Here is a 13,386-nt window from a genome sequence, read left to right on the forward strand (position 1 = left end):
CACCCCGGCGGCACGAGCAACGTCATCGATCGTGGCGCGTTGCTTAACCATCGCGGCCTCCTCGTCGAGCGCCCGGCATCATCCGGAATCGTCCGCGAGGCGACGCTGCGCCACCGCCTCTGGCCTAAACCGGTTTAGCCACGGTACGTCCAAGTCGAGGCTTAATCAACCCCGTTTGGGGGCCAAGCCTGGCGCTAGTCGTGCTGCGGGAACCCCAGGTTGATGCCGCCGTGCGAGGGGTCAAGCCACCGAGAGGTGACCGCCTTCTCCCGCGTGAAGAATGCGACTCCGGCCGGACCATACGCCTTGGCGTCACCAAACAGCGACTGCTTCCAGCCACCGAACGAGTGGTACCCAACGGGCACCGGGATCGGCACATTGATGCCCACCATGCCCACCTGCACCTCGTACTGAAAGCGTCGGGCTGCCCCTCCGTCGTTGGTGAAGATCGCGGTGCCGTTGCCGTACGGCGACTCGTTGATCAGGTCGAGCCCCTCCTCATATGACCCCACCCGCACAATCGACAGCACGGGTCCAAAGATCTCGTCTTTGTAGACGGCGGAGGTCGGCGAGACCTTGTCGAACAGGGTCGGGCCGAGCCAGAATCCGGATGCTTCGCCGTCGACCTCGATGCCGCGTCCGTCCACGACGACAAGGGCTCCGTCGGCCTCGGCGACCTCAATGTACGAGGCAACCTTGTCGCGGTGCACCTCGGTGATGAGCGGCCCCATGTCGCAGTTTCTGGTTCCGTCGCCGACGGTTAGCCCCGCCATGCGACCGGTGATCTTTTCGATCAACTCGTCGGCAACGGGCTCGACCGCAACCACGACGCTGATGGCCATGCACCGCTCGCCCGCTGAGCCGAAGCCCGCGTTGACGGCGGCGTCGGCGGCCAGGTCGAGGTCAGCATCCGGCAGCACGAGCATGTGGTTCTTGGCCCCGCCGAGCGCCTGGACGCGCTTGCCGTTCTTGGCCGCTGTCTCGTAGATGTAGCGGGCGATGGGGGTCGACCCCACGAACGAAATGGAGGCGACGTCGGGGTGCTCAAGCAGAGCATCCACGGCCTCCTTATCGCCGTGCACGACGTTGAAGACTCCCGCGGGCAGGCCTGCTTCTGCCAGCAGCTGCGCCATCCAGTTCGCCGCAGAAGGGTCTTTCTCGCTCGGCTTGAGCACGACGGTATTGCCGGCGGCGATGGCAATGGGAAAGAACCACAGCGGCACCATCGCGGGAAAGTTGAACGGGCTGATGATGCCCACGACCCCGATGGGCTGGCGCAGCGTATAAACGTCGACACCCGTGGACACGTTCTCGGAGTAGTCGCCCTTCATCAGGTGCGGCATGCCGAGCGCGAACTCCACAACCTCGAGGCCGCGCGCGATCTCGCCCAGCGCATCCGAGGTCACCTTGCCGTGCTCAGAGGTGAGGATGGCGGCGAGCTCCGATTTGCGCGCGTTGAGCAGTTCCCTGAAGGTGAACAGGATGCTCTGCCGCTTAGCAAGAGAGGTGTCTCGCCACGCGCTAAAGGCGGCAGTAGCGACGGCGACGGCAGTGTCGACGTCGCCCGTGCTCGCAAGGCGAACGTTCGTCGATACCGTGCCGCGGGCGGGGTTATAGACGGGGGAGGTGCGGCGGGATTCTCCGTCGTAGGCCCTGCCGTCGATCCAGTGGCTGAGGGTGGGAATGTCGGTCATGAGTGGGTCCTTTGTTTGCATCACAACAGCTCGAGAACTTCGTCGTAGATGGCGAGCGCCTCTGCCACCTCCGAGTCAGTGACAACACACGGCGGCACCACATGGATGCGGTTGTCTTGGGTGATGGTGAGCAGGTTTCTCGACACGAGCTCCGATTTGACCTGCCCCATCACGGCGGCAGAAACGGGCTCGCGGGTCTCACGGTCAGAGACCAGCTCGAGCGCCCAGAAGACGCCCTCTCCGCGGACCTCCCCAATGATCGGATGCTTGTCGGCGAGCGCGCGCAGCCCCGGCCCCAGCACATCCGCTCCGATGCGGGCAGCGTTGTCGACGATGCCCTCGCGCTCCATCGCGTCGAGCGCTCCGATGATTGACCCCATCGCCAGCGGATGCCCGCTGTAGGTGAGCCCGCCGGGAAACACTTGCTCGTCGAAGTCTGCGGCGATGGGGTCAGAAATGATCACGCCACCGACGGGCACATAGCCCGAGTTGACGCCCTTGGCGAAGGTGATGAGGTCGGGCACGACGTCGTAGCCGTCGAGCGCGAGCCACCGGCCCGTGCGCCCGAATCCGGCCATGACCTCGTCGAGGATGAGCACGATGCCGTAGCGGTCGCACAGCTCGCGAACCCCGGCCAGGTATCCGGGCGGAGGCGGCAGGATGCCCGCCGTGCCCGGCACCGTTTCGAGCAGAATTGCGGCGATCGTTTGGGGGCCTTCGCCCTGAATCGTGCGCTCCAGGTGGCGAAGCGCCCGCTCGCTCTCCTGCTCGGGGCTTGTCGCCCAGAACTCGGAGCGATAGAGGTATGGGCCCCAGAAATGCACGTGACCTCTGGCGTATTGATTGGGCATCCGCCGCCAATCGCCCGTGGCCACGATGGCCGCCCCCGTGTTGCCGTGATAGCTGCGGTAGGTGGAGAGCACGGTGTCTCGCCCCGTGTGGAGGCGGGCCATGCGGATGGCGTTCTCGTTGGCATCCGCACCGCCGTTGGTGAAGAAGATGCGGTTGAAGCCCTCCGGCGCGCGCGCGACGATGCGCTCGGCCGCCTGGCCTCTGGCGAGGTTCGCCGTCGACGGGGCGACAGTGGCGAGGGTCGCCGCCTGCTCTGCGATGGCGGCGATGACGGCCGGATGCTGATGGCCGATGTTGAGATTGATGAGCTGACTGGAGAAGTCCAGATAGGTGCGACCCTCGTCGTCCCAGGCCCGACTGCCGGAGCCCCCCGTAATCACGAGGGGCTTGAGGCTGCCCTGGGCAGACCAGGAGTGGAACACGTGGGCGCGATCGAGGGCGACAATGCTCTCGTTCGACGTTGCGGTTCGGTTCTTCACGGTGTCTGCGCTTCTTTCTTTTCACTCGGCGGAATGTGCCGAGTGGGTGGGTGGCCGGGCGGCACAGTGGGTGCCGCCCGGCCCGTGGTTATGTGCGTGGCTATGCCCCGCCTTCGAGCAGTTCTACGTCGATCGGGGTGAAGCCTTCACCCTTGATGTCGACTCCTTCTTCTTCGAGTTCGGCAAGGGCCTTCTCGATGTATTCGTTGGTCCACGCCGTTGCCGGCGGCTCCTCGGTGATGAGCGCTGCACCCGTCTCGTTCTTGGCGCTGAGCGCCGCGGCTACTGTGGCGTCGAAGGCGGCCTGGTCGATGAAGCCGATGCCGTTGGGTGCCGGCCAGATGAGCTTGTTGGTCTCGTTGACCATCCACAGCTCGTGGCTTGCTCCCCAGTCGGATCCGTTGTCGGCCACGATTGCTGCGGCGTCTTCCGGGTTCTCGGCGGCGAAGATCCAGCCCTTGATTACGGCCTTGAGAAACTCGACAGTGGTCTCCTGGTATTCCTCGTCGTTCTCGAGGCGCTCGGTGTCGGCCCAGATCGCATCCTGGAGCATCGCCCCGACGGTGTCTTCATAGCTGATGACGGTGAAGTCGTCCTCCGTGTACTGCTCGCCCGTTTCGGGGTCGATCGCCTCAAGCAGCTGCGCGTACTCGTTGTAGGTCATGGCCTGAGCAGCGTCGATGTCACCCGAGAGAAAGGCGTTCATGTTGAAGTCCTGGGTGATGATCTCGACCGTGGTCGAGTCGAGGCCCTCTTCCGCCATTGCGGCGAAGATCTCCCACTCGTTGCCGAAGCCCCATGACCCGATCTTCTTGCCCTCGAAGTCGGCAACCGACTCGATTCCGGAGTCGGCCCAGGCCACCTGAAGGGTGCCGGAGCGCTGGAAAATCTGGGCAATGTTGGTCACGTTGGCGCCGGCCTCGATCGAGCCGAGCACCTTGGGAACCCACGCGATCGCGTAGTCAACGTCGCCGTTAGCGAGGGCATCCTGAGGCACGATGTCGCCGCCGCTGGGGATAATTTCGACATCGAGGCCTGCCTCTTCGAAATAGCCCTGATCCAGGGCCGCGAAGTAGCCAGCGAACTGCCCTTGCGGTAGCCACTGCAACTGCAATTTGACGGGGGTGAGGCTGTCGTCGTCGGCGGGCGCGTCATCAGAGGATGCTGAACAGGCCGAGAGCACGAGTGCTGCGGCGAGGGATGTTGCGGCAATGGATGCCACGCGGCGGGTGCTGTGTTTCATGTCGTTACCTTTCTCGTTGCCATCTGGATGGTGCAGTTCGACCTTCGCGGCCCGCCCGGGTGGCGGAGGCGAAGACGCTGGGGTCATAGTCGTCGGCGAACCGCGACCCTCTCAGCGGCGAGAGTGACGAGATAGAAGGCGAGCCCGATGATGATGGAGACGAGCACGTAGGCCCACGCCCGCGGGTAGGCGCTCGACGCCGCAGAGGTGGAGATGAGCCCGCCGAGACCTCCGCGCGGTCCGCCAAAGTACTCGGCGACGAGCGCGGAGATTACGGCGAGGGAGGATCCGATGCGAATGCCCGTGAACACGAACGGCAGCGCGGTCGGCAGGGTCACGGTGGTCATGACTTGGCGCGGCGACGCCGCATACGAGGTCATGAGGTCTCGGTGCACCGGCAGCGTTTGGCGCAGCCCCCGCAGCGTGTTGATAAAGACAGGCACGAACACCGCGAGCGAGGCGATGATCTGGCGCCCCACCTGCGAGTCGGCGCCGAACATCGTGTTGAGCACGGGCGCGAGCGCCACGATCGGGATCACGGCGAGCGCCGCGACGATGGGCGCGGCCATGTGATCGATCAGGCGGGTCGCCGCGGCCAACAGGGCCAGCAGGATGCCGAACACCGATCCGAGAACAAGCCCCACGAGGGCGTTGGTGCCCGTGATGATGCCGGCGCTGATCATCGAGTCGCCGAACTCGGCAACCTGCCCGAGGATGGCGGCAGGGCTGGGCAGTAGATAGTCGGATACGCCGCCGAAGGTGACGGCAAGCTGCCATGCCCCCAGCACGACAACGCCCACGACAATGGGGGCGATGACGCGTGTGGTCTGCATCCGCGCCGACTGCGCCCTGGTTGCCTGAGCCATCGTTGCCATCAGCGGTTCTCCACCCCGCGCACCATCGAGGGCGAACCCTGGTGCAGCGCTTCACGCACGGCCGTGATCATTTCAAAGAAGACCGCTTCTTCACGCATGTCGTCGTGGCGGTCGGATGTTGCGGCCAGCTGCATGGGAACGATCTGCTGGATTCGCCCCGGCCGCGGCGACATCACGACGACGCGGTCAGAGAGAAAAACGGCCTCGGGAATCGAGTGGGTTACGAACACGACCGCGGCCCCCGTTTCGGCGCAGATGCGGCCAAGCTCTGACTGCATGTGCTCGCGGGTCATTTCGTCGAGGGCGCCAAAGGGTTCGTCCATCAGCAGCAGCCGGGGCTTCTCCGCCAGGGAGCGCGCAATCGCCACTCTCTGCTGCATCCCGCCCGAGAGCTGGTCGGGGTAGCGGTCGGCAAAGTCAGAGAGCCCCACGAGCCCGACGAGTTCGTTCACCCGCGCCTCGCGCGCCGCCTTGCCCACACCGTGGAGCGATAGCGGCAGTTCGATGTTCTCGGCGACCGTTCGCCAGGGCAGCAGCCCCGCCTGCTGAAACGCGATCCCATAATCCTGGGCGATGCGAGCCTCGCGTGCCGACCGTCCGAACACCTGCACGGTGCCCGTCGTGGGCTGGTCGAGGTCGGCGATGAGACGCATGAGAGTTGACTTGCCACACCCGGACGGGCCGATGAGCGAGACGAACTCGCCCTCAGACACGGTGAGATCGATCGCCTCGAGCGCGTGCACCAGACCACCCCTGGTTTCAAACGTCTTGCCGACCCCTGAAATGACTACGGCATCGGTCATGCGCCGACCTCCACTCTTCTGTATCGACCCAGCAATGCACCCAGCAGGGCGATTGATCCTGCGGCGGCGAGGCCCAGCACGATGGCCCCGAAGATGGGGCCCCACGCCTTGGCCGGGTCGCCGCTGGCCTGCCCGGCGTATTGGATGAGGATGCGACCGATGCCCCCCTGAAGACCGGTCGAGACCTCGGCCACAATCGCTCCGATGACGGCGTTCGCCGCTGCGAGCCGAAGGGCTGGAAGCAGGTAGGGCACGGCGGCGGGAAGCCGCAGCGCGGTGAGGGTCTTCCACCAGCCCACCGCATACGACCGCATGAGTTCGAGGTGAATCGTGTCGGGCGCCTGAAGACCTTTGAGGGCGCCGACGGCGATGGGAAAGAACGCGAGGTAGGAGGCGATCAGGGCCACCGACATCCAGTCCTGCCACTCGAAAGCGCCGATCTCGATGCGTGAGCCCCAGCTCCGAACAACGGGAGCGAACGCGATGAGCGGGATGGTCTGGCTCAGGATGATCCAGGGCAGCAGACCCCATTCGGCCAGCCGCCAGCGCTGCATGATGAGCGCAAGGGCCAGGCCCACAATGAGGCCTACAAGCCATCCGACAGCGGCGATGCCCAGGGTGACGAGAGCAGCGGAGGCAACCGCAATCCACAGCGGCTCAGCACCCTCGGCCCGCGAGACCGGCTCGCCCAGCCGCGTGATCATGTCCCACACGTGCGGCATCGCGAGATCGCTTGTGCGGGGAAGCACCCGCACGCCGGCGATGACGAGTCCGTCAGCCGGGCCGAGCGCCTTGTAGAGCTCCCACACGATGATGAGCACGGCGATGCCGAGCGCACCGGCACCCCAGCGCGCGAGTTCTCGCTGAGGCGCGCCGCGGCGCCGTCGCAGCGACGGAGTGTCGGCGACGGCCGCGCTCATGCCTTGGCCACGATGTGTTCAGACATCGCCGGAATCACGGTCTCGCCATAGACCCGCAGCGTTTCTTCTTTGTTGTCGTGCTGCAGGTAACCGGCGAACTGGTCGACGCCAAGTTCCGCGAGGGACGTGAGCTTCTCGATGTGGTCGGATGCCGTGCCCAGCAGGCAGAACCGCTCCACGATCTCGTCGGGCACAAAGTCGGCGTGCGTGTTGCCCGCCCTCCCGTGCTCGTTGTAGTCGTAACCCTCGCGCCCCTTGATGTAGTCGGTGAGCGCCTTAGGCACGGCCGAGTTCTCGCCGTACTTGGCCACGATGTCGGCGACGTGGTTGCCGACCATGCCCCCGAACCAGCGGCACTGATCGCGCATGTGCTCCCGGTCATCGCCGATGTACATGGGGGCTGCGACGCAGAACTTGACCGCCATGGGGTCTCGTCCCGCATCCGCGGCCGCTTTGCGAACCGCGCCGATCATCCACTCGGCCACATCGAGGTCGGCCATCTGCAGAATGAATCCGTCGCCCACCTCCCCCGTGAGCTTGAGCGCGAGGGGGCCGTAGGCGGCCACCCAGACGTCGAGCTGAGAACCCTTGCTCCACGGAAACTGCAGGGTCGCACCGTTGTATTCGACGGGCCTGCTGTTGGCCAGCTCCCGGATAACGTGAATCGATTCCCGCAGGGTTTTGAGGGTGGTGGGGGCGCCGTTGGTGACTCGAACGGCCGAGTCGCCGCGACCGATTCCGCAAATCGTGCGGTTGCCGTACATCTCGTTGAGGGTGGCGTAGGTCGACGCCGTCACCGTCCAGTCGCGGGTTGCCGGATTGGTGACCATCGGTCCGACGATCACCTTGTCGGTCTCCGCGAGGATGCGGCTGTAGATCACATAGGGCTCCTGCCACAGCAGGTGAGAGTCAAATGTCCACACATGGCTGAACCCGTGGGCTTCGGCGAGCTTCGCCAACTGCACCGTGCGCGCCGATGGCGGGTTGGTCTGCAGAACTGCTCCAAAATCCATCGATCGCCTCTCAGATCAGGTACTGGCTCAGGCCGCGCTTGATGTACCGGCCGTCACCCTTGGTGCCGATGTATCCGCTCTCGTCGACGATGACCTTGCCGCGCGAAAGAACGGTGTCGACATGACCGTCGATCTCGTAGCCCTCCCACGCGGAGTAGTCCATATTCATGTGATGAGTTCGCCCGGTCGGCGCCCCTGATGGGTCGGTTCCGAGCCCGATAGATGTGTGACCGTTGGGGTCGTAGACGACAATGTCGCCATCGGCCCCCGGCTGGATGACGCCCTTCTTGCCGTACATGCCGAACATGCGGGCGGGTGTCGTCGAGGTGAGTTCGACCCAGCGCGGCAGGCTGATCTGGCCGGTCACGACGCCCTGGTACATGAGGTCCATCCGGTGCTCGACCGAGCCGATGCCGTTGGGGATCTTAGAGAAATCCCCGACCCCCATCTCCTTTTGGTCCTTCATGCAGAAGGGGCAATGGTCGGTGGAGACCATCTGGATGTCGTTGGTCCGCAGGCTCTGCCACATGTGGTGTTGGTGACCCTCGTGCTTCGACCGCAGCGGGGTGGAACACACCCACTTCGCCCCCTCGAAGCCGGGAGCCCCGAGCTGATCTTCGAGCGAAAGGTAGAGGTACTGCGGGCAGGTCTCCCCGAACACATTGAGGCCGCGGTCCCGGGCTGCGGCGATCTGCTCGACCGCCTGCTTCGCCGACACGTGAACCACATAGAGCGGCGCCCCCGTGAGGTCGGCGATCATGATCGCCCGGTGCGTTGCCTCCTCTTCCGCCTGCCAGGGGCGGGTGAGCCCGTGGTAGTACGGCGACGTGTTGCCGGCCTCGAGCGCCTGCTTCACGAGCACGTCGATGATCGCACCGTTCTCGGCGTGCATCATCATCATCGCGCCGTTCTCGGCACCCTTCTGAAACGCCCGCAAGATCTGGCCGTCGTCCGAGAGAAAGACGCCCTTGTAGGCCATGAAGAGCTTGAAGCTCGTGACGCCCTCGTCGATCAGTTCGTCCATCGCCGTCAGCGACGCATCCTGAACATCCGAGAGAATTTGGTGAAAGCCGTAGTCGATCGCACAGTTACCAGCGGCCTTCTCGTGCCACGCGTGGTAGCGATCGAGCACCTTCTCCTCGGGGTACTGCACGACGAAGTCCACGATGCTCGTCGTGCCGCCCCACGCCGCGGCACGGGTTCCCGTTTCGAACGTGTCGGAGGCCTGCGTGCCTCCAAAGGGCATCTCCATGTGGGTGTGCGCATCGATGCCACCGGGAATCACATACTTGCCCGTCGCGTCGATCACGGTGTCGACGTTGCGCTCGATGTCGAACCCGAGCAGCGTTGAACCCGGCGCGAGCACGGCCGCGATCGTGTCTCCGTCGATGAGCACATCAGCGGATGCTGTGCCCGTCGCATTCACGACGGTTCCGTTCTTGATGAGGGTCTTCATTGGTCTCCTCTTTCGGCAGTCGGTCTATTCGGCTGCCGGTCGCTACGGCTTGGGGATGCTCGTGTATGACTCGGGGCGGCGGTCACGATAGAACTGCCAGTCGTCGCGCATCTCCTGCACCATGTCGAGTTCGAGGTCGCGGATCATGATCTCCTCGTTCTCGCCCGAGCCTCGCTCGCCGACAAAGTTGCCGCGCGGGTCGATTACCTGGCTCGTGCCATAGAAGTCGACGGCCAGCTCGCCATACTCGTTGTCCTCGCGACCGACCCGGTTGGGCTGCAGCACGAAGTAGCCGTTGGCAACGGCCGCGCACGGGCCCTCGACCTCCCACAGACGGTTCGAGAGGCCCGGCTTGGTGGCGTTCGGGTTAAAGACCATGTGGGCGCCGCCCAGGCCGAGTTCGCGCCATCCTTCGGGAAAGTGGCGGTCGTAACAGATGTAGACGCCGACCTTGCCGACGGCGGTGTCGAACACGGGGTAACCCATGTTGCCGGGGCGAAAGTAGAACTTCTCCCAGAACCGGTCGAGGTGGGGAATGTGGTGCTTGCGGTACTTGCCGAGAATCGTGCCGTCCGAGTCCACGACGACGGCGGTGTTGTAGTAAACCCCCGTCATGTCCTCCTCATAGATCGGCAGGATCATGACGAGGCTGAGCTCTTTCGCGAGCTCCGCGAACCGCTGCACGATGGGCCCATCGGCCTGTTCGGCGAAGCGGTAGTACTTCTTGTCTTCGGTGATTCCGAAGTACGGTCCGTAAAAAAGCTCCTGGAAGCAGATGATCTGAGCGCCAGCGGCGGCAGCATCCCGCGCGAACTGCTCGTGCTTCTGGATCATCGATTCTTTGTCACCAGTCCAGGTGGTCTGGGTGATGGCGGCACGCACTACGGTCATCGGAACCTCCACTACAAGGTTCAGTGCCTCACTTCACTTCACGCAGGCACCGAAACGGATGAGTCGAAAACCAGGACTGCGCTGTCTCGGTTTTGTTATTATTCGACGCGAACATTTCTGTTCTGTTTCTCTTTGTGACGCACGCGTTAATCATCCTCACGTTCAAACCCTCCGACGGCAAGAGATCGGGCAAGCTGAATTACAAATGCACCCCCTAATCGCTGAGATCGAGAACCGCAGCCCCGCCGGCATCGCGGCCGCTCTCGGGCGCCTCATCGGCTCGGGAAGGCTCGCGCCCGGCGACCGCCTGCCCACCGTGCGCGACCTCGCAGCACAGCTCGAAGTGAGCCCAGCGACCATCAGTGCTGCCTGGCAGGCCGTGGCCGGAGCAGGTCTCATCATCTCCCGCGGGCGCAGCGGAACCTTCGTGCTTGAGCAGCCACAGCACTGGCTTCCGACCCGAAGCAAGGTGATGGCCGGTCGGCAGCAACCGGCCCGCATCGACCTTTCTAAGGGAACCCCCGACCCCGCACTGCTGCCCGCCCTCGGCCCGGCGCTCGGCCGCGTCTCGCAGCGCGCCGTCACGGCGAGCTACCACGAGGTGCCCGTGATCCCCGAGCTCCTGGCCCTGCTTTCCACTTCGTGGCCGTATCCCGTCGAAGACATCACGGTCGTCGACGGAGCCCTGGATGCCCTCTCCCGCAGCCTCGAGGCCGTCACCAGATTCGGCGACCGCGTCGTGGTCGAAAGCCCCGGCTTTCCGCCGTTCTTCGACCTGCTCGACCAGCTTGGCCTCACCCCCATCCCCGTGCCCGTCGACGCGAACGGCATCGAACCAGAGGCCTTCGCGGCGGCGCTCCGCAGGGGCCCGAGCGCTGTCATCCTGCAGCCTCGCGCCCACAATCCCACCGGTGCCTCGATGACGGTCGACCGCGCCCGCGACCTTGCCCAACTGTTGGAGGTCACCAAGCGTGCCGCCGACACCGTCGTCATAGAAGACGACCACTCCGGCGACATCAGCACGGCCGCCGACGTGAGCCTCGGCCACTGGCTACCCGACCGAGTGCTGCACATTCGCAGCTACTCAAAATCGCACGGTCCAGACCTGCGCATCGCCGCGCTCGGCGGGCCGACCCGCCTGCTCGACCCCATCGTTGCGAGGCGGATGCTCGGGCCGGGATGGACCAGCCGCATGCTGCAGACGATCCTCCATGAGCTGCTCTCCAACCCCGAATCCATTGAGGATGTCGCCGAAGCGCGCCGGGTCTACGCCCGCCGCCAATCGGCCCTCGTTGTGGCGCTCACCTCGCACGGCATCAGCGTCGCCCAGCCCGACGGCATCAACCTGTGGCTGCCCGTTCTCGACGAACGCGACGCCATCGTGCATCTGGCCGCTCACGGCATCCGGGTGGCCGCCGGCAGCCCCTTCATGGTTGAGTCCGGCGACACAACGCCCCATGTGCGCGTGACGGCCGGAGCCCTCGACGACGATGTGGACGGTGTCGCGCGTGCGCTCGCAGGCGCAGCCCGACCCCAGGGCCTCGCAACCGGAGCGCTTGCGACCCGCTGGTCCTAACCGCGCGCGAGGCGATGCCTCATCGTCACGCATCCGAAACACGGATAGGCGTAGTCTTGCCCCAGACCACCGGTCGGCTGTGACCGGGTGAGCTGCCCGGGATTTGGGCAGCGGGTTGAGGCGGCACATTGCCCGCCAGCGGATTGTCGCGTCTGCCGCGCCCGCACCCACCCGTTCTCCGACTCACCATCGAGGTCACATGCTCACATTCGCAGCCCGCTTTCGCGTCGCCGCGGCAGCAGCATCCGCTGTTCTGCTGCTGGCAGGATGCTCCGCCAGCACGGGCACTGCAGCGCCGAGCGCGAGCCCCTCCGCCGAAGCAGAGCGGTACCCGGTCACCGTGGACAACTGTGGAACCGACGTGACCTTCGAGGCCGCTCCCGAGCGAGTCATCACGATCAAATCATCGACGACCGAGACGATGCTGGCGCTGGGGCTCGGCGACCGCATCATCGGCACAGCCGCCCTCGACGGCCCTCTGCCGGATTCTGCCGATTCGGCACCGACCATCATCAGCGACAAGGTGCCCGGGCGCGAAGCCGTGCTGGCCCTGGCACCCGATCTGGTCTATGCCGGATGGGAGTCCAACTTCAGCGCCGAGGGAGTCGGCGCGCGCCCCGCCCTCACCGACCTCGGCATCGCCACCTACGTGTCGCCCGCGGCCTGCAAGGGCGAGGGGTACATGCCAGACCCCCTCACGTTCGACGCGGTCTTCGATGAGATTCGCGAGATCGGCACGATCTTTGACGCGGATGCTGCGGCTTCCGCCCTCGTCGACGACCAGCGCGCACAGCTCGAGTCGCTCACGCCCGCCGAAGGCTCGCCTACCGCGGTCTGGTACTCCAGCGGCCGCGCCACCCCCTACGTCGGCGCCGGAATTGGCGCCCCCGCCATGATCATGAAGTCCGCGGGGCTCACCAACATGGCCGCCGATGTTCGTGACACCTGGACCTCGCTTAGCTGGGAGGCCGTGATCGCGGCCAACCCCGACGTCATCGTGCTCGTCGATTCCGCCTGGAACACGGCCGATTCCAAGATCGCCACGCTCGAAGAGAACCCCGCAACGGCCGCCCTGGATGCCGTGCAGCAGAGGCGCTATGTGGTTGTCCCGTTCGCCGCGACTGAGGCAGGAACGCGCAATGTAGATGCCGTCGCCTCGATCATCGACCAGCTGCGGGAGCTCGGATGGTGACCCCATGACAAGCTCAACCGCTTCGGCAACGAGACCGCCCGGTTCTCCGCGGCCCGCCCCTCGTCCACCGCGCTCCGGTCGCGGTCGCGGTCGGGGTCGCATCGCCGCGATCATCGTCGGCTCGCTCGCGGCGCTTATCGCTGTCTGCGCGATTGCGGTCACGATCGGGCCAGCCGATATCTCGCTCGCCGATGTCTTCTCGAGCGTCGGGCTCGGGCTCGGACTCCCCGTCGAGTCCACCGCTACGCCGCTCACCGAGGCGATCATCTGGCAGCTCCGCATGCCGCGCATCCTCACGGCGGCGGCGGTCGGCGCCGGGCTCGCCCTCAGCGGCGCGGTCATGCAGAGCGTCACCCGCAACCCCCTCGCAGACCCCTACCTGCTCGGGCTCT

General features: G+C 65.3%; 12 protein-coding genes. 3 read left to right on the forward strand and 9 right to left on the reverse strand.

The annotated features are described in order from the left end of the window. Positions 1-194: 194 nt before the first annotated feature. The 9 genes from AC062T_RS02500 to AC062T_RS02540 form a co-directional block, all read right to left on the reverse strand. A complete protein-coding gene (locus tag AC062T_RS02500) occupies positions 195-1,694 on the reverse strand; it encodes a CoA-acylating methylmalonate-semialdehyde dehydrogenase (RefSeq protein ID WP_476027087.1) in 1,500 nt (499 codons plus the stop codon). Positions 1,695-1,714: 20 nt separating this feature from the next. Then, positions 1,715-3,025, reverse strand: coding sequence for an aminotransferase class III-fold pyridoxal phosphate-dependent enzyme (locus tag AC062T_RS02505; protein WP_476027089.1), 1,311 nt, complete (start codon positions 3,023-3,025; stop codon positions 1,715-1,717). A 100-nt stretch (positions 3,026-3,125) separates the two neighbouring features. After that, positions 3,126-4,268, reverse strand: coding sequence for an ABC transporter substrate-binding protein (locus AC062T_RS02510; RefSeq protein WP_476027091.1), 1,143 nt, complete (start codon positions 4,266-4,268; stop codon positions 3,126-3,128). A gap of 83 nt (positions 4,269-4,351) precedes the next feature. After that, complete coding sequence (locus AC062T_RS02515; protein WP_476027093.1) at positions 4,352-5,143, reverse strand: ABC transporter permease; 792 nt, start codon at positions 5,141-5,143, stop codon at positions 4,352-4,354. Continuing rightward, complete coding sequence (locus AC062T_RS02520; protein WP_476027095.1) at positions 5,143-5,946, reverse strand: ABC transporter ATP-binding protein; 804 nt, start codon at positions 5,944-5,946, stop codon at positions 5,143-5,145. The genes AC062T_RS02515 and AC062T_RS02520 overlap by 1 nt, the downstream gene beginning before the upstream one ends. Then, on the reverse strand, positions 5,943-6,866 hold the full coding sequence (locus tag AC062T_RS02525; protein ID WP_476027097.1) for an ABC transporter permease: 924 nt from the start codon (positions 6,864-6,866) through the stop codon (positions 5,943-5,945). Before AC062T_RS02525 ends, AC062T_RS02520 begins: the two co-directional genes overlap by 4 nt. Then, on the reverse strand, positions 6,863-7,879 hold the full coding sequence (locus AC062T_RS02530; protein ID WP_476027099.1) for a TIGR03842 family LLM class F420-dependent oxidoreductase: 1,017 nt from the start codon (positions 7,877-7,879) through the stop codon (positions 6,863-6,865). Before AC062T_RS02530 ends, AC062T_RS02525 begins: the two co-directional genes overlap by 4 nt. A 10-nt stretch (positions 7,880-7,889) precedes the next feature. After that, a complete protein-coding gene (gene hydA, locus AC062T_RS02535; RefSeq protein ID WP_476027101.1) occupies positions 7,890-9,335 on the reverse strand; it encodes a dihydropyrimidinase in 1,446 nt (481 codons plus the stop codon). 42 nt (positions 9,336-9,377) lie between these two features. Continuing rightward, positions 9,378-10,226 (reverse strand): nitrilase-related carbon-nitrogen hydrolase, encoded by an 849-nt coding sequence (locus tag AC062T_RS02540; RefSeq protein WP_476027103.1) that lies wholly within the window; start codon positions 10,224-10,226, stop codon positions 9,378-9,380. Between the two features lie 205 nt (positions 10,227-10,431). Between AC062T_RS02540 and AC062T_RS02545 the strand changes: the two genes are divergently transcribed. From AC062T_RS02545 to AC062T_RS02555, 3 genes are all read left to right on the forward strand, one after another. Beyond that, a complete protein-coding gene (locus tag AC062T_RS02545; protein WP_476027105.1) occupies positions 10,432-11,802 on the forward strand; it encodes an aminotransferase-like domain-containing protein in 1,371 nt (456 codons plus the stop codon). A 199-nt stretch (positions 11,803-12,001) separates the two neighbouring features. Next, on the forward strand, positions 12,002-12,994 hold the full coding sequence (locus tag AC062T_RS02550; RefSeq protein WP_476027107.1) for a putative F420-0 ABC transporter substrate-binding protein: 993 nt from the start codon (positions 12,002-12,004) through the stop codon (positions 12,992-12,994). A 4-nt stretch (positions 12,995-12,998) separates the two neighbouring features. Beyond that, positions 12,999-13,386 (forward strand): iron chelate uptake ABC transporter family permease subunit (locus AC062T_RS02555; protein ID WP_476027109.1); only part of this gene is annotated, 388 nt, incomplete at its 3' end.

It is taken from the genome of Homoserinimonas sp. (assembly GCF_056262345.1).